This is a genomic window from Streptomyces cyaneochromogenes (genome assembly GCF_003963535.1).
Taxonomy (GTDB): Bacteria; Actinomycetota; Actinomycetes; order Streptomycetales; family Streptomycetaceae; genus Streptomyces; species Streptomyces shaanxiensis.
Genome location: NZ_CP034539.1, coordinates 5453523 through 5472246 on the forward strand (window position 1 = coordinate 5453523; position 18724 = coordinate 5472246).

15 protein-coding genes are annotated in these 18724 nt (G+C 70.6%); 10 read left to right on the plus strand and 5 right to left on the minus strand.

The features are described 5' to 3' along the window. Window positions 1-8 precede the first annotated feature (8 nt). On the plus strand, window positions 9-644 hold the full coding sequence (locus EJ357_RS24765) for a hypothetical protein (RefSeq protein ID WP_126393741.1): 636 nt from the start codon (window positions 9-11) through the stop codon (window positions 642-644). Here EJ357_RS24765 and EJ357_RS24770 read toward each other — a convergent pair. The 3 genes from EJ357_RS24770 to EJ357_RS24780 form a co-directional block, all read right to left on the minus strand. Then, window positions 622-4359 (minus strand): WD40 repeat domain-containing protein, encoded by a 3738-nt coding sequence (locus EJ357_RS24770; RefSeq protein WP_126393743.1) that lies wholly within the window; start codon window positions 4357-4359, stop codon window positions 622-624. The two genes, EJ357_RS24765 and EJ357_RS24770, sit on opposite strands and share 23 nt — an antisense overlap. Before the next feature lie 120 nt (window positions 4360-4479). After that, the gene (locus EJ357_RS24775; protein ID WP_228472582.1) at window positions 4480-5172 is read right to left on the minus strand and encodes a response regulator; all 693 of its coding nucleotides are present in this window, start codon (window positions 5170-5172) and stop codon (window positions 4480-4482) included. Next, on the minus strand, window positions 5157-6299 hold the full coding sequence (locus EJ357_RS24780) for a GAF domain-containing sensor histidine kinase (RefSeq protein ID WP_126393745.1): 1143 nt from the start codon (window positions 6297-6299) through the stop codon (window positions 5157-5159). Before EJ357_RS24780 ends, EJ357_RS24775 begins: the two co-directional genes overlap by 16 nt. 167 nt (window positions 6300-6466) lie before the next feature. Between EJ357_RS24780 and EJ357_RS24785 the strand changes: the two genes are divergently transcribed. The 5 genes from EJ357_RS24785 (at window position 6467) to EJ357_RS24800 (ending at window position 12331) form a co-directional block, all read left to right on the plus strand. After that, window positions 6467-6844 carry a DUF485 domain-containing protein gene (locus tag EJ357_RS24785; RefSeq protein WP_175647515.1) on the plus strand — a complete coding sequence of 126 codons (378 nt, stop codon included), beginning with the start codon at window positions 6467-6469 and terminating at the stop codon, window positions 6842-6844. After that, the gene (locus EJ357_RS24790) at window positions 6841-8511 is read left to right on the plus strand and encodes a solute symporter family protein (protein ID WP_126393749.1); all 1671 of its coding nucleotides are present in this window, start codon (window positions 6841-6843) and stop codon (window positions 8509-8511) included. The genes EJ357_RS24785 and EJ357_RS24790 overlap by 4 nt, the downstream gene beginning before the upstream one ends. Window positions 8512-8547: 36 nt before the next feature. Further along, window positions 8548-10116, plus strand: coding sequence for a long-chain-fatty-acid--CoA ligase (locus EJ357_RS24795; protein ID WP_126393751.1), 1569 nt, complete (start codon window positions 8548-8550; stop codon window positions 10114-10116). Window positions 10117-10314: 198 nt separating this feature from the next. Beyond that, on the plus strand, window positions 10315-10740 hold the full coding sequence (locus EJ357_RS50550) for an nSTAND1 domain-containing NTPase (RefSeq protein WP_323377639.1): 426 nt from the start codon (window positions 10315-10317) through the stop codon (window positions 10738-10740). 76 nt (window positions 10741-10816) lie between these two features. Beyond that, window positions 10817-12331 (plus strand): ricin-type beta-trefoil lectin domain protein, encoded by a 1515-nt coding sequence (locus tag EJ357_RS24800; protein ID WP_175647516.1) that lies wholly within the window; start codon window positions 10817-10819, stop codon window positions 12329-12331. A gap of 26 nt (window positions 12332-12357) precedes the next feature. Here the strand turns inward: EJ357_RS24800 and EJ357_RS24805 are convergent, their stop codons facing one another. Then, a complete protein-coding gene (locus EJ357_RS24805; RefSeq protein ID WP_175647517.1) occupies window positions 12358-13494 on the minus strand; it encodes a GAF domain-containing sensor histidine kinase in 1137 nt (378 codons plus the stop codon). Window positions 13495-14137: 643 nt separating this feature from the next. Here EJ357_RS24805 and EJ357_RS24810 point away from each other — a divergent pair. Beyond that, the gene (locus EJ357_RS24810; RefSeq protein WP_228472583.1) at window positions 14138-15265 is read left to right on the plus strand and encodes an MmyB family transcriptional regulator; all 1128 of its coding nucleotides are present in this window, start codon (window positions 14138-14140) and stop codon (window positions 15263-15265) included. A gap of 29 nt (window positions 15266-15294) precedes the next feature. Here EJ357_RS24810 and EJ357_RS24815 read toward each other — a convergent pair whose 3' ends face one another. Beyond that, window positions 15295-16257 (minus strand): LysR family transcriptional regulator, encoded by a 963-nt coding sequence (locus tag EJ357_RS24815; RefSeq protein ID WP_175647518.1) that lies wholly within the window; start codon window positions 16255-16257, stop codon window positions 15295-15297. Window positions 16258-16406: 149 nt separating this feature from the next. On the opposite strand from EJ357_RS24815, the gene nadC reads away from it, so the two are divergent. The 3 genes from nadC to EJ357_RS24830 all read left to right on the plus strand — a co-directional run bounded on the left by nadC (window position 16407) and on the right by EJ357_RS24830 (window position 18560). Then, a complete protein-coding gene (nadC, locus tag EJ357_RS24820) occupies window positions 16407-17300 on the plus strand; it encodes a carboxylating nicotinate-nucleotide diphosphorylase (protein ID WP_228472584.1) in 894 nt (297 codons plus the stop codon). Continuing rightward, window positions 17288-18160, plus strand: coding sequence for a PhzF family phenazine biosynthesis protein (locus tag EJ357_RS24825; RefSeq protein ID WP_126393758.1), 873 nt, complete (start codon window positions 17288-17290; stop codon window positions 18158-18160). The genes nadC and EJ357_RS24825 overlap by 13 nt, the downstream gene beginning before the upstream one ends. A gap of 106 nt (window positions 18161-18266) precedes the next feature. After that, window positions 18267-18560 (plus strand): DUF1330 domain-containing protein, encoded by a 294-nt coding sequence (locus EJ357_RS24830; RefSeq protein ID WP_126393760.1) that lies wholly within the window; start codon window positions 18267-18269, stop codon window positions 18558-18560. Window positions 18561-18724: the final 164 nt, after the last annotated feature.

Genomic DNA, 18724 nt, shown 5'->3' on the forward strand with positions numbered 1-18724 from the left:
CCCCAGCCGTGCACTCGCGCCGTCTCCCCCGCACCGCCCTTCCCGCAGCCGCCGCCGTCCTGTGCGCTCTGCTGGCCTCCTGCTCCTCAGGCAACGCATCGTCGGACGCCGCTGCGTCCCCGAGCGGGGCCGGTCAGGTGACGACCGTCTCGCCCGAGCCCACCGCCACCCCCGCCGTCACTTCCTCGCCCAAGACCCTGCCGCCTTCCCACCTGTGCACCGTCCTCGACCGGTCCGCCGCCCGGCAGGTGCTGACCGACCCGAAGCAAGCTCCCCGCCTCGCGCCCGACAAGGGCACGGCTCCGGACTCGTGCAGCTACACCTCCGGTGACGGGACGGCCATGCTGACCCTCAACCCGTCCGCACGCTCCTACGACGCCGAGGTCTCCGCCTCGCACAACCTGGTCCGCGACCCGGCGTCGGCGGGCATGCGCGACGTGAAGGTCACCGAGGTCACCGGCCTGGGGCAGGGCGCGTTCAGTGAGACCGTCCAGGTGGTGCAGCCCAAGCAGGACGTCGCCTACGTGGTGTGGCGCGCGGGTTCCAAGGTCTGGGTGCTCACCCTCGCGGAGACAGCCGGGGCGAAGGGCGCCGACCGCCTCGTATCGCTGGCCCGGCAGATCACTCCCCGGCTCCCGCACTGACCCCGCAGGCCCGCCGATAGGGCGCGTCCGTCACGTACGTCCGCCACTGTTCCCGCGTCAGGTCGGTGCCCGCCCGGGCGCAGACCCGCTTGATCGCCCATTCGGGAGCGATGTCGTACCGCTGGCGCGGCGCGTGCAGGCTGCCCGCGTACAGGGTCGTGCCATCGGGGGAGAAGGCCAGGGACTCGATGCCGTCGCCGGGAGTGGTCAGCGGGCTGCCGAGGGGCTGGCGGGTCGCCACGTCCCACAGCTGCACGCTGCCCGCGTCGCCGCCCACCGCCAGTGTCCGGCCGTCGGGGCTGAAGGCCAGCGCGTTCACCGCCTGCGGGCGGTCACCGAGCGGCGCCGGGAAGACGTCGCGCAGCACACCGGCACGCCGGCTCGCTGTCCCGTCCCACAGGGCGACCCGCCCTATGTCGTCGCCGACCGCGAGCAACGAGCCGTCGGCCGAGAACCCCACCGCGCCCACATGCGCACCCTGCACCAGGTCGCGGCTCGCGACCTCGGCCGACGGCAGCCTGGCGAACCGTGCATCACCGACCAGCAGCCCACCGTCGGGGCGGACGGCCAGGTGGACGCTGGCCAGGTCCGCCAGCACCGCCGTCCTGCGGCGAGCCGCGGTGTCCCACGCCTCGCCGTACAGGTCGCCGCCGGGCCGGACAGAGGAGCGGGCGGCGTACAGGGTGCGTCCACCAGGTCCGAGAGCGGTCTTCACCACCGCGTCGCCGGGCAAAACCATGGTGGAGCGGACGCGGTGACGGGCGACGTCCCACACCGTGAACGACTGCGCGACGACCTCCCGGCCGGGCTCCGAGACGCCGTACGCGAGCGCCGTGCCGTCCGGGCTGAACGCCAGTAGGGCGAGGGGGTGGTCAGGGATCCTCGGGTCGGGATCGCGAGGGACGGGCACCTTCACCGGGGGCAGGGTGCTTATCAGCCGGTCGTCGGCGGTGGCGCGGAGCCGGAAGAGGTAACGGCCGCCGGAACGCTGGGCCGTGGCGTACGTACGGCCGTCGGGGCTGAAGCACACCCCGTCCAGTGGGGTGCCGCGCCAGGATGGGGTGACCGCCGGGCCGAGGTCGAGGGTGTGGACGGTGTTTCCCTCCAGGTAGCGCAGGGTGCGGCCGTCCCGGTCCCAGGCAAGGCCGCTGTGGGGGCGCTGGTTGTGCAGGGAGTGCCGGGAGACGGGCGATTCGGGGGCCGTCAGCCGCCGCACCTGGATCTCCTCGCGGTCGGCCGTCGCCAGGAAGGCGCCGTCCGGGCTGAAGGAGGCCTCGTGCACCACGTTGCCGTCGAGTTCGGCGATCCGCCGGCCGGTCCTGGTGTCCCAGACCCGGAGCCCGGTGTCGGAGGCGGCGGCCAGCCGGTCTCCGCGGAGCGCGAGGACGGTCGTGTTCGCGTCCGCGTCGCAGATGCGGTCCTTCTGCCACTCGCCGGGCAGGGCACGGCGGCCGGGGATGTCCCACAGCTGCGGGGCCTGCCCGCCGGAGCAGACGGCCGCGCGCCGTCCGTCCGCGCTGAGCGCGGTGACCGTGATGCCCGGTGCCGGGGCCTCGAACAGCACGCGGCCGTCCACGAGCGAGCGCAGCCGCACCCGGTCGCCCTCGGTGACCAGGAAGGTGCGATCGTCGCCGCTGAAGCTGACGTCGGTGAACTGCGGCAGCGGGTCCGGACCGCCGGTCCAGTGCCCGGTGGCGGTGTCCCACAGCCGTATGCCGTCGGGGCGGCTGATCACGAGCACCCGCACGTCCGGGCTTGCCCCGAGCACCAGGCCGTCCGGCAGCCGGCCCGAGCCGGTGCGGTGGCGCGTTCTCACGTCCCAGGTGCGCCAGGTGCGGTCGGCGGGGCTCATCAAGGTGCGGCCGGAGGCGGAGAGGGAACGCCAGGCGGAATCGCCGGGCACGGGGTCGGTGAAGGTGTCCGTCTCCTGCTGGGCGAGGGAACCGAGCAGGGCGCGGCGGGTCTCGGGCAGCTCGGCGATGCGCCAGGAGGCCGCGCCCAGCAGCAGTGCGGTGCGGGGGTCGGTGGTGCGCAGCGCGTCTGCCACGTCGGCGACCTGGCGGGCCGCTTCCTGGTTCTGCTGGCGCTCGTTGTCCTTGTATACGTCCCAGACGGCGACGGCCGTCAGCAGGGCTACGGCCAGTACGGCGGACAGCGACACGGTCAGGAGCCGGTGCCGACGGCTGATCCGGGCAGCGGCTTTGCGCTCCGCCTCGCGGGCGTCCAGCGCGGCGGCCAGGAAGGCCCGCTCCGTCATCGTCAGCGCCGCGTCCGTGTCGCAGTGCGGGAAGAGCTCCTCGGCGCGGGCCAGGCGGGTGCCCCGGTACAGGGCGCCGGGATCTCGGTCGTGTTCCAGCCAGGCGCGGGCCGCGTCCGCGAGCATCCGGTGGTGGCGAAGCCGTTCGCGGTCCTCCTCGATCCAGCCGTGCAGCCGGGGCCAGCAGGTGATCAGCGCCTCGTGGGCAAGCTGGACTCCGTCCTCATCGGCGGTCAGCAGCCGGGCCCGGGTCAGCCGCTCCACCACCATCGGTACATCCGGTTCATCCCATTCATCCAACTCCGCGCGGGACAGGGGGCGGCGGGTGTCGGGGGTGCCCTGGCCCGGCTCCACCATCCGCAGCAGTAGCTGCCGTGCCGCGCGCGCCTGAGCCGGTGACAGGTCGCCGTACGCCTCCTCCGCGGTGGCGGCGATCGCACCTCGCACCCCGCCGGCGGCCTCGTATCCGGAGAGGGTGAGCATGCGGCTCTTGCGGCGGCGCCAGGTCTCCAGCAGGGCGTGCGAGAGCATCGGCAGCCCGCCGGGCTCGTCGAGAACCTCGTCCACCAGGCGGGCGGTGAGCGTCCGCTCGACGCGGCACCCGGCGGCCCGGGCCGGTCCGGTCACCGCCGCCCGCAGTTCTTCCGCCGTCATGGGGCCGAGAAGCAGCCCGGCGCCGCGCAGGGCGTCCGCGAGGGCGCGGTGCTCGGCGCAGCGGGCGTAGAAGTCGGCGCGTACCGCGACGAGCACGCGCAGTCTGCTGTCCGGGGTGCGGGCGGCGAGCAGCAGGTCGATGAAGCGGGAACGTTCCTGCGGATCGCGGCAGAGGGTGAAGACCTCCTCGAACTGGTCCACCACCACCCAGCCTTCCGGTTCGTGCTCGGCAGGGTTCAGCAGATGGCCGTACGTCGTGGCGGGCCTGGCTCCGGGGGTGAGGATCCGCAGGGCCGCCGCGTCGCCGCGGGCCGCGATCTCCTCCTGCAGCCGGGGGATCAGCCCGGCCCGCAGCAGGGACGACTTCCCGCTCCCCGAGGGGCCGAACAGCACCGCGAACCGGTGCTCGCACACCAGCTCCCCGACCTCGTCGACCACCCGGTCCCGGCCGAAGAACAGATGCCGGTCGTCCGGCTCGAACCGGGCCAGACCGCGGTAAGGCGCGGGCGCATCCTCGACGTCCTCCACCGGAGCACCGGTCGCCTCCGCCTCGGCGGCCTTCCAGCGCAGCTCCCACTCGGTGGGATCGCCCCCGCAGGCGCGCACATAACCCCGGACGACGGCGAGGGACGGCAGCCGTTCACCGGCGGCAGCCAGTGACAGGGCGGTCGCCGAGAAGCCCGCCGCCTTGGCCATCGTCCGATACGAGGGACTTCCGGCGGCCTTCCGCAGCTCCCTGAGCTCATGCGCGAGCCGCTGAACGGGTCCCGCCGCCGGGTCCACCGGTCTCTCGGGACGCCCCATGACACGCACCTCCGTATATCCTGGACGTCTTGGTGGAGGCCAGGCTGCGCGGCCTCGGTCTGGGGGGCTTCGGCAGCGTTCACGCCCCCCCGTGAGCAATCCCTACGAAGAGCCGGGGCTCTAGAGGATCCCGCATTCGTTGGCGCGGGTGAGTGCCTCGATGCGGTTGCGGGCGCCCAGTTTCTCCAGTGTTCGTTGCACGTACGTCTTGACTGTGTTCCGGGTGAGGCCGAGGGCCTCGGCGATCTCCGGGTTCGTCTCGCCCATCGCCATGCGGCGCAGGATGTCGTACTCGCGGCGGGTCAGTCCGCGCTCCCTGAGCCGTTTGGCCAGCAGGACATTCACGTCCTGTTCGAGGCTGGTGGAGATGACGCGCTCGCCGGCGTTCACTCGCCGGATGGTGTCCACCAGATCGGATCGCTCGGTGTCCTTGAGGATGACCGCGTGCGCTCCAGCGTCGAGGGCCGCGTTCAGCGCGGCGTGCTCGGGATACGCGGTGAAGATCACGACTTTGACGCCGGGGCGGTGGGCGCGTAGTTCACGGACCACTTCGGGGGCGAGCATGTCGGGCAGGCGCAGGTCGAGGAGGACGACGTCCGGGCGCAGGAGCTCGACCGCGGTGACGGCTTCTCGCCCGGAGCGGGCGAATCCCGCGACGGCGATCCACGGGGTGTTGCTGAGGGCCACCGTGACGCCGTCCAGGACGATGGGATGGTCGTCGACGACCAGGACGCTCACTTTCTCCTGGTCGTCTGTCGTCTCCCGGGGCAGGGGCTGCTGACCCGACTCCTCCCGGTTCATGCGGGGACCCACGCCTGTACCGTGACGCCGCCGTCCTCGTTGCGGCCCACGCTCAGGCGTCCGCCCACGCGTGCCAGTCGTTCGGACATGGCCTGCATACCCAGTCCTTCCGAAGTGTTCCCGGTCGGAAGCCCCACGCCGTCGTCGGCGATCCGCACCGTGACCCCGCCCCTGCCGGCGAACACGCTGACCACGACGGACTGTGCCTGGGCGTGCTTCTCCACGTTCAGCAGGGCCTCCCTCGCCGCGGCGACGAGCGCCCTGACGTGGGCCGGCGGCAGCGGCGGCACATCGGTGACCGTGATGAGCCGGGCAATGATGCCGGTGCGCTCCTGGAAGGCCCGGCAGTCGCCGCGCAGCGCCACACAGCCGGCGATCCGGTCCGGCGGAGCGTTCAGCGCGTGCAGCGACGTGCGCAACGCGGCTGCCGCCTCCACCGTCTGCTGCTCCAGGTCGCTGAGCCGTCCCTGGAGCGCGTCCCCCGGGGGTAGTTCCTCGGCCAGCCTGCGGATGCCCGCGCCGATCGTGAAGAGCATGGCCCCGACGGTGTCGTGGAGATCGAGGGCGACCCGTCGACGCTCCTCGTGTACCGCGATCTCGGCGGCGTGCCGGGCCCGCTCCGCGACGACCACCGCGGCCGCCGCGCGGGCAGCGGCCTGTTCGAAGAGCTGTGTCGCACGGTCGTCGTACGACGCCGCGTAGCGGTTGGAGCCGTACAGCACGCCGAGCAGCCGGTCCTCGTGGACCATCGGAACGGCGATCATCGAGGTCATTCCCTCGGCCTCCACCACGGACTTGAAGTGGTGGGTGATGCTCTGGGCGTGCTGGTAGTCGCGCACCCACTTCGGTGTGCGCTCGGCGAGGACCTGGCCGCCCAGGCCACAGCCGACCGGGACCACGAGGCCGTCCACCCTGTCGGTCCGCACGTTCAACGGGTGCCTCAGAACGATCTCGTCCGGGCCTTCCGGTTCGCCGACCCAGGCTGTGTCCGCGCCGCACACGGTGGGCACCGTCGCCACGATCCGGCGCATCGCGGCGGGGCCGTCGAGCAGGGCGAGGATCTCCCTGTAACCCTCGGTGAGCTCGAACAGCTCGTCAGATAGCGGCTGTCGATGCTGTCCGCCCACCAGACCAGTCATGCTCGGGCACCTCCCTGCTCGGCCCTTACTTTCCCATGGTCACTGGTTCCGTTTCCGGACGCCATCTCCATTTGGAGACCTCCGCATGGGGCTGTCGGGCGTCCTCGGGCCCGCCCAGGATGCGTCGGTACCCCAGGCCAGCCGCCCCAGACGGAAACGCAGCCCTCATGACACATGGCGCCACCCCTTGTCCCGACCACCGCGATCCCTGGCACGAACGACGCGCGGAGCCTTGGAATCGCCGGGACGAGCGGGTCGACGACCCCGTGGCCGACCTGCTCGCGTTGCGCGCCAGACGGCTTGGGCCGGTTCGGCCTGTCACGGCCGCTGTCCTCGGACTCTTCCTGCTCAACGCCGTACTCGCCGCCCTGGCACCGGAGTTCATGGGCATGGTCCTGGTCGGCCGGCTGTCCGTCGGCCTCGCCGGTGGCCTGGCGCTGTGTGCCGCCACCGCGGCCGCCGTTCGCTGGTACGCCCGTTACTCCGCCGCCTACGTCGACCCCGTCACCGAGGAGCTGAAGCGCCATGCGGGGGGTGCCCGATGAGCCTCGCCCTCGAACTGATGGCCGCCCCTTCCTTCCACGTCTTCACCGTCTTCGCGCCCTTCGTCTGCTGCGCGCTGTTCCTGGCCGTGCTGGTCATCTCGGGAGACGGCACCGACGGCGCCGACGGCGGCTTCTACCTCGGCGACCGGCGGCTGTCCCCGGCCCGGGCCGGGCTGGCCCTCTTCGGCAGTTACATGTCGGCCGCCACCCTTCTCGGTACGCCGGGTCTGGTGGCGTTGACCGGCTACGACGGCATGATGATCTTCCTCTTGGGGCCTGTCGTCAGCTGGATCGTCATCCAGTTCCTGATCGCCGAGCCGTACCACAGCACGGGCCGCTTCACGGTCGGGGACTGCCTGGCACGGCGGCTGAACCCGCGTCCGGTGCACGCGGCCGCCGGCCTGGCCACGCTCGTCATCTGCCTGCTCTACCTCATCCCCCAACTCGTCGGCGCCGGCGCCCTGGCCGCACCGGTGCTGGGTCTGACCGGGGTGGCGGCCGAGCGGAGCATGGTCGCTGCGCTCGGCTTCGTGATGATCCTTTACGTGGCCATCGGCGGCATGCGGGCCACCACCGTCGTACAGCTGCTGAAGGCGGGTCTGCTGGTGGGCGGTGGCCTGCTCCTGGCGTTCGGGGTGCTGTCCGAGGCCGGCTGGAACCCGGGCGAGGTCCTGCACCGGGCGGCGGTCAACAGTGGTGCCGGTGACCGGTTCCTGAATCCCGGGGCTGCCGTCGGGAGCGATGCGGTCAGCAGGGTGGACGGGTTGAGTCTGCAGCTGGCCATCGTGCTCGGCGCGGCCGGACTGCCCCATCTGCTGATGCGCATCAGTGCGGTGCCCACGGCGCGCGCGGCGCGCGGAACGGTCCGCTGGGCGGCTCTCCTCACCCTCGCGTTCTGCCTGCTGGCCGCGGTCATCGGCCTGGGGGCGGGAGCCCTGGTCGGACCGGCCCGCATCACGCGTGAGAGCCCGAGCGGCAACACCGCCACGTTCCTGCTGGCGGACCAGCTGGGCGGCACGGTGTTGCTGACCGTGATCTCCTGCGTGGCCTTCATGACGATCCTCGCGGTGGTGTCGGGGACGACACTCGCCGCGTGCGCCGCCGTGGCGCACGACCTGTACCAGGCTGCCTTCAGGCAGGGTCGGGCACCGGAGAGCCGGGAGGTCGGCTTCGCCCGCATCGCGGCCGTCCTGATCGGGGTGATCGCCACGGCGCTGTCCATGTACGCCCAGGACATCAACGTCACCACCCTGGTCGCGCTGGCGTTCGCCGTCGCCGCGTCGACCGTGTTGCCCGCGCTGCTGTACACCCTGTACTGGAGCGGATTCACGAGCAGGGGAGCGTGCTGGACCCTCTACGGAGGGCTCGTCTCCAGCCTGACACTGTGGGCCCTCTCGCCCGGCCTGTCAGGGAGCCCCACCTCGCTGCTGCCGAACTCGGACTTCGCCCTCTTCCCGCTCCGGTACTGCGGAATCGCCTCCATCCCCCTCGGGTTCCTGCTCGGCTGGCTCGGCTCCTTCCTCGACCACAGACAGCCTGATGTCCGGAAGTTCGCCGACCTCCAGCACCGCGTCGCCGTGGAGAACTCGACCGGAATCTCGCGTACGGGGCCCGGCGTCGCGAGGACCACCCCGGGCGACCCGGGCTCCTTCTTCACGGCCCGCTAGCCACACAGCCGTACCGCTTCATCCGAGGAGACACCCATGCTCAACCTCGCCGTCCTGCTGGAAAACACCGCACGCGAGGCGCCCGACCGCGACGCCGTGGTGCTGGGGGGCACACGGCTGACGTACGCGCAGATCGACACCGAGGCGAACCGGGTCGCGGCGGCACTGTCGGCCCACCGCATCGGCCCCGGCGACCGGGTGGCCCTGAGCTGCCCCAATCTGCCGTACTTCCCCATCGTCCACTACGGCATCCTCAAGGCCGGCGCGACCGTCGTACCTCTGAACGTCCTGCTCACCGAGCGGGAGATCGCGTACCACCTCCAGGACTCCGGAGCGACCGCCTACTTCTGCTTCGAGGGCACTGAGCAACTGCCGATCGCCGAGGCGGGGGTGCGGGCGTTCGAGTCGACGCCGGGCTGTGAGCAGTTCGTGCTGCTCCCCGGCACGCCCTCCGGTGCGGCCCGGCCGGAGAACCCGGGGACGACGACGCTCGCGGAGTTCACCGACGGGATGCCCGCCGCGTTCGACACCGTGCAGACGGCGGAGACGGACACCGCGGTCATCCTTTACACCAGCGGCACGACCGGCGCCCCCAAGGGTGCCGAGCTGACACACAGCAACATGGTCCACAACGCGCTGATGGCGAGCCGCCTGTTCGCGATGGTGCCCGACGACGTCCAACTGCTGGCGCTGCCGCTGTTCCACTCCTTCGGGCAGACCGCGCAGCTCAACGCGGGATTCGCGACCGGCACCACCATCGTGCTGATGCCGCGCTTCGACGCCCGCGCGGCGATCGAGGTCATGGTGCGCGAGCGCATCACCTTCTTCGCCGGTGTGCCGACGATGTACTGGGCCCTGCTGAACTGCGAGGACGTCACCGGATGCGACCTGGCCGCGATCGCGGAGAACCTGCGTCTCGGCGTCTCGGGCGGATCAGCCCTGCCCGTCGAGGTGCTGAAGGGCTTCGAGGAGCGCTTCTGCGTGCCCATCCTCGAAGGCTACGGACTCTCCGAGACCAGCCCCATCGCCACGTTCAACCGCATCGACCGGCCCCGCAAACCCGGCTCGATCGGGTTTCCGGCGTGGGGCGTCGAGGTGAGCGTCGTCCGCCCCGACGGCACGGAAGCAGACATCGACGAGCCCGGTGAGATCCGGATCCGCGGCCACAACGTGATGAAGGGATACCTCGACCGGCCGGAAGCGACGGCGGAGGCCGTCGACGAGCAGGGCTGGTTCCGTACGGGCGATGTCGGCAGGCGGGATGCCGACGGCTACCTCTACATCGTGGACCGCACCAAGGACCTCATCATCCGCGGCGGCTTCAACGTCTACCCCCGCGAACTCGAGGAAGTTCTGCTCACCCACCCGGCCGTCAGCCTCGCGGCAGTGGTCGGCGTGCCCCACGCCAGCCACGGTGAGGAGGTCAAGGCCTTCGTGATCCGCAAGCCCGGAGTCACGGCCACAGAGGCCGACATCGTGGCCTGGTGCCGGCAGAACATGGCGGGCCACAAGTACCCGCGCATCGTCGAGTTCCGGGACGGACTGCCCATGACCGCGACAGGCAAGATCCTCAAGCGCGAGCTTGCCGATCGACCGTCGGCCTGACCTCCATGGGGCGCCCTGAGACGCCGCTGGATCCCGGTGCCGGCCCGACAGCCCGCTTCGCCGACGAGCTGCGAGCCCTGCGCCGGGCGGTCGGCAGTCCCACGTACCGGCTCATGGCCCGGCGGACGCACCTCTCGGTGACCGCCCTTTCGCAGGCTGCCTCCGGCAAGCGGCTGCCGTTGCTGGAGGGTCGCCGAGGTGGCCGCGGCCGACCGTGGGGACGGCGACGAGCCGTACCTGGGACTGGCGCGGTTCGAGGCCGGCGACCGGAGGTTGTTCTTCGGGCGAGAGAGGCTGATCGAGGACCTTCTGGCGCTTGTGCGGGAGCACCGGTTCGCGGCACTGCTCGGCGCGTCGGGCAGCGGAAAGTCCTCTGCCCGCCGGAGCGGCCGCGATCTTCACGACGCGGCCCGCCTGAACCAGGGCGGTACGGCGGACCGGGGGGACGGCTGCGAAAGGCCGTCTACCCGGTCAGGGGCCCCGTGCGGAGGGGGGAACCGCGCGGGCCCTCTCCCTACGGGCCACGTGCCACGGGGCGGTGCCCGTCTGCAGATGGAGACCTCCGACTGGAGCTTCCGCACGGTTCCCGACGGGCGCAAGATCGCTCTGTGTAACAGAGGGTGACGTGGCGACGGGGGCTCGGATGCTTCTGAAACGCACTATGCAGGTCGGCCGCTATGGCACCGAGCACGGTCGGCGGATGACCGGCGATGAGGGCCGGGCCGACGTCGACGCAGAGGAGCGGCCTTCCCGCCCGCTCCGCCCCGGCCCGCGGCCGGCGAGGGTCTCGCCCCTCGTGACGGAGCTGCTCGACCGGCACTGGGCGCCCGTCCTGGAGTACGCGACGCTGTGCACGAATTCCCCCCAGGCCGCCAAGGCCCTCGCGCAGGCGGCCTTCCGGCGGCAGCTCGACAGCGCGGCCGGGCCGACCTTCCCGTGGCGCTGCCATCTGCTCGGCGCCGTCATCGAGACCGCTGAGGAGTGGGATGCCGACGAACGGCGCTTCGACCTGCGGGAGGGCCTGCGCACCGAGGCGGACGGGCAGGAGCCGTCCGCGATGGTCCTGCGGCGCGACCGGCATCTGCTCCTCCATGGCTTCCAGCAGCTTCCCGAACAACTGCGGTCGTTGCTGTGGCACACCGAAGTCGAGGCAGAGGACCTTGCGGAGGCCGCCTCCCATGCCGGACTGGACCTGGCCACGGCCCGCGCCAAACTTCGCGGTGCCCGCGCCCGGTTACGTGCCGTGTGCCGTCAGGCCCACCTCGACTTCGCGCCCGAGGAGGACTGCCGCCGCTACAACCGCCTCATCGACGTCGCCACCGACCGCAGTCAGGTCACGGAGGCCGTGCCGGACCTGCACCACCATCTGACGGAATGCGCGTACTGCCGAGCCGCCACGAACCAGCTCGACCAGACACCGGAGCGCCTGCCCTTGCTGCTCGCCGAAGCGGTGCTGGGCTTCGGCGCGGAGGACTACCTCACCCTCTGCCGAGCCCGACGCTCGTATGCGTCCACGGCGGTGCCCGCATCCCATGCGCCGCCACAAGCCCGGCCCTTGTACACGCCAGTGGCCCGCGCGACGATGCGCAGGGCTCGACGGGCAGCTCGTCGCCGAGCGGGCCTCCTCTTCGGCGGGATCGTCATCACCTCGGGGGTCCTCATAGGAGCAGTCACCGGAATCCTCCTCAGTGGCTCCCTGACCGGCCCCGGGGCCGATGCCGGGACAGCGGAACCCACCCCCACGCAGACCACGTCCCCCCAAGCCACCCCCGTCGGCAACCCGCCGACCCCGGTCCTGAACGCCCGCTTCCACAACGTGGCGACCGGTCTGTGCCTCGACATCGGGAACCGTGACGCGGTCGCAGGCGCCACCGCGGTGACCTCCACGTGCGCGCCCGTGGCCACCCAGTTGTGGGACTTGGGCCCGGACGGGCTGCTGCGCAGCCATGCCGACCCGGGCCTGTGCCTGGACTCGGCAAAAGTCTTCGAGCTCGAAATGCGTCCGTGCCCCGAGGCCGCCGATGACTGGGCCGCGGACTTCCAGTTCGTCCTGTCGGACGGCGGACTGCTCATCCCGGGCCGGAACAGTCGACTTGCGGTGACGCCGGCCGCCACTCGCCAGGTGGTGGGTGTTCCTGTCGTACTCAGGGAACTGGACGCGTCATTCCCGAGTGGGTTCGAGCGCTGGCTGACTGAAGCGGGCCCCAGGCCGTGAATGAATCAGGCCCATCCCTTCCGTGCTCATACGGGAACCCACGCCTGGACGGTGGCTCCGCCGTCCTCATTGCGGCCCATGCTCAGCCGTCCGCCCACCCGTGCCAGACGCTCGGACATGGCGGCCACGCCCAGCCCCTCACGTGTCCGTCCGGCAGGAGGGAGGCCCACACCGTCGTCGGCAATCTGCACGGTGACCCCCTTGGAGGCGGCGAACACACTGACCACGACGGATCGAGCCCGGGCGTGTTTCTCCACGTTCAACAGTGCTTCCTTCGCCGTGTCGGTGAGCGCTCTGACATGCGCTGACGGCAGTGGCGGCAGCTCGGTGACGGTGATGAGCCGGGCGACGATGCCGGTACGTTCCTGGAAGGCCCGGCAGTCGCCGCGCAGGGCCACCCCCAGCGCGACCCGGTCCGGCGGAGCATTCAGCGCGTGCAGCGACCCGCGCAGTGCGGCTGCGGCTTCGGCCGCCTGTTGTTCGAGGTCGCTCAGTCGACCGTGGAGCGTGTCTCCCGGGGGCAGTTCGGCGAGGAGACCGCGGATGCCGGCGCCGATGGTGAAGAGCATGGCCCCGACGGTGTCGTGGAGATCGAGGGCCACCCGCCGTCGTTCCTCGTGCACCGCCACCTCGGCAGCATGCCGGGTTCGCTCGGCGACGACCGCCGCGGCCGCCGCTCGTGCGCCGGCCTGCTCGAAGAGCTGTGTCGCCCGGTCGTCGTACGACGCCGCGAACCGGTTGGCGCCGTACAACACGCCCAGCAGCCGGTCCCCGTGCACCATGGGTACGGCGATCATGGCGCCTACGTCCTCGGCCTGCACCACGGGGTTGAAGTGGTGGGTGATGGTCGCCGCCCGCGTGTAATCCCTCACCCACAGCGGGCGGCGTTCGACGAGAACCTGCCCGCCCAGTCCACGGCCCGCCGGAATGACAAGTCCATTGACCTCGGGCGAGCGGATGTTCAGCGTATGCCTCAGGACAAGACTGTCCGTGCCGTGGGGTTCACCGACCCAGGCCGCGTCGACGCCGCACTGGACGGGCACGGTCTCCACAACCCGGCGTATCGCGGCGGCACCGTCGAACAAGGCGAGAATCTCTTTGTACTCCGCGGCGAGTTCGAACAACTCGTCGGGCGGCGGTGGCCTTTGTTGTTTTCGCACCACGGCAATCATGGTATGGCGCCTTCCAGGGGTCGAACAGGTCCAACCGGCCGGTAACAAAAGGGCTTTCAGTGTCGACTGCCGGCAGAACCTTGTTTCGGCTCTACGGCGGACCTTTCGGATTTGCCCCATTCTCGGCTGGCGTGGAGCGTGGTGCTGGTCGGGAAATGCCCCAGGGCATGGCAAATGGGACTCGCTGGGACGCAACTGGGTCGAAGCAAGGGGCCACAACCATCCCGACCTCGTTCGTTCTCCAACGCCATCTCCATATGGAGACCTCCGTCGGACAGGACGGAAAGTCCTTTGGCGGTCCGCCACTTAATGACCTTATCGAGCGTGAACCGCTGCCCGGACGACGCCCGAGGGCTGGCGTTCTTGCGGCTGTCCGAAGATTTCTGTCCGTCCAGCGATGGGGCGAATGCAATTCGCTGACTTTCGAGTGTCTGCCGGGTCCGACCGTCAAGCACTGGAGGTCCGTCCTGTGGACTGAGCTTCCAGGCACGGAGATGTGAAGCCCTGCTGGCCTCCGAGGTGCCTGGATAGCCGGCGCAGCGCAGGGGGCAGTGTGCGATTGTCAGTGGCTTCCCGTATCACTCGGTGTGCAAACGATCAGCGGCCGCGGGAGCCAGACCAGTGGGTGGGGTACATGACTGATCAACCGGTGTTCGTGCTGGGCGAGGAACTGCAGCCCCTGGAGCTTGCCGGGTTCGAGACCGAGGCGGAGTTCCAGGAGCTGCTCGCGCGCCACCCACGTGTATTGGACTTCGGCTCGCTGGCCGATGGTCGGCCGCTGCGGCTGGTGCTGGTGGCCCGGGAGATGGGGGTCTCGACAAGCACGGAACGCGGCCCGGCGTACTGGCTCGACCATCTCTTCGTCGACGCCGACGGCGTGCCGACCTTGGGGGAGGTCAAGCGGGCGACCGACACCCGGATCCGGCGCGAGGTCGTCGGCCAGATGCTGGACTACGCGGCGAACGCGGCCCGTTACTGGCCAGCCGCACTTCTGCAACGCTCCTTCGAGGACACCCGCGCCAAGGACGGCCGGTCACTGGAGGAGGCGTACGGGGACCTCCTCGGCGAGCGTTCCGCCGAGGAGTTCTGGGTGATGGTGGAAGAGCGGCTGACGGCCGGGCAGATGCGGTTGCTGTTCGTCGCCGACCGCATTCCGCTGGAGCTGCGGGCGATCGTCGAGTTCCTGAACCGGCAGATGCGGCGAACGGATGTGTACGCCGTCGAGCTGACCCAGTACCGAGGCGGCGGAGACCTCCGGGTCCTCGTCCCCCGCATTCACGGGGAGGTTGCCACGGCGGCGAAGTCTCCCTCTGACGGCCGCACCCGGCGGAAGACCACCCGGGCAGACATGGACGCGGCAATACAGTCGCGCCCCAATCCGGAAGTACGGCGCCTCGCGACCGCCCTGCTTGATCACGTATTCGCGTTCGGAGATCGCCGGTCTCAGCCGTCGAGGTGTCTCGCAGGAGAGGCTTCCGAAGGGCTCGGTTCCTTCCGGGATAGGTCTTCGGCGCGACCGTTTGACTCTGCATCTGTGAGATGCCGCTGCGCATTGAGGAAGTCGACTTTGATGAGCGCGCTGACTATCGTGCCGGCGCACGCAACGACGGCACCGACCAGACCATCCACGACCTGCTGCGCTGGCAGGTGCGGGTTCGGCACGATGTGGGACCGCCACGAGGTACGGGTGCGGCGCGGCGAACACAAGCACTTCCGGCGCCCTGAGGTCGGCGACCTGACGCTGGTCATCGACGTCATGTGATTCGGCGACGACGGCCAGCGGATGACGGTCTACCAGGCCGAGCCCCGCAGCGCCGACGAGGCGGCGCTCGGGAAGCTCGCCGCGCGCTGACCGGGTCCACCGATGCCGCCGTCATCGGATGACCGGCCGCCTGAGCGAGCCAGCAACCCCGCCCAAGGGCTGTCGCCGAGAGTGACCAGGACGAACCGGCGGCGCGGCGGGTCGGACACGAACGGCCGCCACGCCATCCCCGCGTCCGCTGTGAAGCTGTTCCGGCTTCGCAGGCCCACCAGGTTCTCGCTGGTGCGCAGGTGGCGGCAGTACAGCGCCTGGCTGTGCGCGTCGACGATCCGCAGCTGCGGCGTCCAGCCGTGGCCGGCGAGGTGGGCCAGGACGTCCTCGGCGAAGCGGCGGTTGCGCTCGGCCGGGAACCACAGGAGCTCCTGGTCCGCCAGGTCGGCCCAGGACAGGGCGGTGTGCTCGGCCAGCGGGTGGCCGGGGCGCAGCACCACGCCGTGCGGTTCGTCGTCCAGGGTCAGCGCGGCCAGGCCGTCGATGGGGTGGAAGACGCGCATCACCCCGAAGGCCAGGGCGCCGGTCCGCAACAGGTCGAGCTGCCGCTGGGAGTCGGCCTCGTCGAACTCGACGGTCAGGGAGCCGTCGTCGGCGAAGATCTGCTCGACGCGGGCCAGCAGGTGCTCCGGAACCGTTCGGCAGACCCCCACCCGGACCGGGCGGCGCGCGTCGCGCGCCTGGGCCAGCGACGCCTCGATCTCGGCGAGGGCGCGGATGGCGGTCGCGTACAGGATCCGGCCGCCCTCGGTCAGCTCCATCCCCTTGGGCCTGCGGTGGAACAGCGGGGCGCCGACGCGGCGTTCCAGGGCGCTGATCTGCTGGCTCAGGCTGGGCTGTGCGATCCGCAGCACGCGCGCCGCCTCGGTCATCGTGCCTTCCTCGGCGACGGTGACGAAGTAGCGGAGATGGCGAAGTTCGACGCCCCGGTGGTCGTGCACGGCCGCTCCTTCCTCTCGTGATAGGCCCGAGCCTATGGCTTGCCTCCGCACGGCTATTGGCATGAGTCGGATCTCGTGGGTTTTCCTGAGGCGGCCGTCCACGGCCTCGTCGGTCCGGTGATCAATCTCTGAGAGCTGAGGAACCACCTATGAAGATGGCCGAGTTCCCCGCGTCGGCTGCGCGGGACAGCGTGGCCGCGGCCCTGGCGGAGGACAGGGCTGCCGACGACATCACCACCTTGTGGAGCGTCCCAGCAGGCCCGATCGCCACCGCCGAGATCAGTACCCGCCAGCCCGGTGTCGCCGCCGGACTGCCCGTGGTCCACGAAGTCTTCGCCCAGACCGACGCCGAGGTCGAGGTCGAGACTTTGGTCGCGGACGGCGTGCGGCTGCGGGCCGGGGACGTCCTGGTACGGCTGACCGGATCGGCGCGCAGCCTGATCACCGCCGAGCGCACGGTGCTGAACTTCCTGCAGCGCCTGTGCGGCATCGCCACTGTCACCGACGGCTTCGTCCAAGCCGTGGCCGGAACCCCGGCGCGGATCCTGGACACCCGCAAGACCGCCCCGGGGCTGCGGGCGCTGGACAAGTACGCCGTCACCGCGGGCGGCGGCAGCAACCACCGGCTCACCCTGGCGGCGATGGTCCTGCTGAAGGAGAACCACATCGCCGCGGCGGGCGGGGTGACCGCGGCGATCAATGCGGTCCGGAAGGGAATGGCCGATTCCGGGACGAGCGTGCCGATCGACGTCGAAGTGCAGACCGTCGCGCAGGCCCGCGAAGCCATGGAAGCGGGAGCCGGCTGGCTCATGCTCGACAACATGGAGGTGGCCGACATCGAAGAAGTGATGCGAATGAGGGCCGGCCGTTCCGGCGGTTCGGAGATCCTCCTGGAGGCTTCCGGCAACGTCACCCTGGACCGGGTTCGCGCCATTGCCGATGCCGGCGTCGACCTCATCTCGATCGGCGCCCTGACGCACAGCGCACCCGCGCTCGACCTGACGATGCTGATCACGATGGACGCGGCGCCATGCCCGAGGTGACGATCGTCGACGCGTGCCGGCGGCAGGGTCAGGGTGGCAGTCCGACCGCCGTTGTCGACGACGCGCCCTTCACCGATGCCGAGCGACGGCGCATCCCTGCCGTGACAGGCACCTCGCACGCGGTCTTCATCACTGCGGTGGACGGCGAGGATCAGGCTCGACCGTCGTATCGGCTCCGGTTCTTCACCGGCGAAGGCGAGTTGCCCGCCTGCGGTCACGGCACAGTCGCCGCACTGGCGCTGCTCGCTCTGCGCTACAGCGGCGACGCCGATTACCGGGCCGCGCTGCACACCACAAGTCGCGTATTCGAAGGCTGGGTGAAGCGAGAACACGACGACCTGACGGCCACTTTCGACCCGGGCACGATCAGCCCGCGGGACGCCGGGGAACCCGAACTCCCGGCGATCGCGACCGCCCTCGGCCTGACGAGCGAAGCCCTTCCCGACGGCGCCTGCGTGGCCTCACCCGGCCGGCCACGGCTCCTGTTACCCGTGCGATCGCGCACCGTGCTGGCCGAACTCCGTCCGGACTTCACGGCACTGCGCCATGCCTGTGACCGCTACGGACTGCTGGGCTGCTACGCCTACTCGATCCCCGATGCGGACGGTCGGGCGGCGGCCCGGATGTTCGCCCCGTCGATCGGCGTCCCCGAGGATGTCGCCAACGCCAACAGCACCGCATGTCTGGCCGCGTATCTCGCGGATCAGGGCGTCACCGGCATCGCGGTCGACATGGGCGATCACCTCGGCCATCCGTCCACGATCACGGCCAACGCACAACGCAGCGCGTCCGGCACCCTGATCCGCCTGGGCGGCGCCGCACAAATCGCGCGCGCCGTCCGCCTTCCCCGGCTCGGCTGACACGAAGGCGACTCGCGGTGGTCAGCAGACCGACAAGGACGGCCGCCGACGCTCGTCCGGGACCAATCCGTAAGTCAGATGCACTCATCCCAACACTGGAGGTTCCATGCCCAAGGGCTACTGGGTCAGCGTCTACCGCACCATTTCAGACCCTGAGAAGCTGGCTGCTTACAACAAGCTGGCCCGCCTGGCCGTCGATCCCGCGGGCGGCCGGACCATCGTCCTTGGCGGTCGGGTCGTGGCGTACGACGCCGGAATCGCCGAGCGCACCGTCCTGGTCGAGTTCGACAGCTTCGAGCAGGCGGTCGCGGTGCGCGACAGTGCGGCCTACCAGGAGGCGCTGGCCGCCCTCTCCGACGGCGTCGAGCGCGACTTCCGCATCGTAGAAGGCATCGACTGACCGAGGCCCAGTCGGATCTTCACTGAAGCTATGGCAGAGAGCACCACTCGCTTTGAAGCCGGGCCTCCCGTTCAGAGGCCCGGCTTCGCGCTGCGGTGCCTTGTTCTGGTGTCCATTTCCCGTCACTGCCCGCAACTGGTGAGGGTGATCTGTCCTCGGAGCCA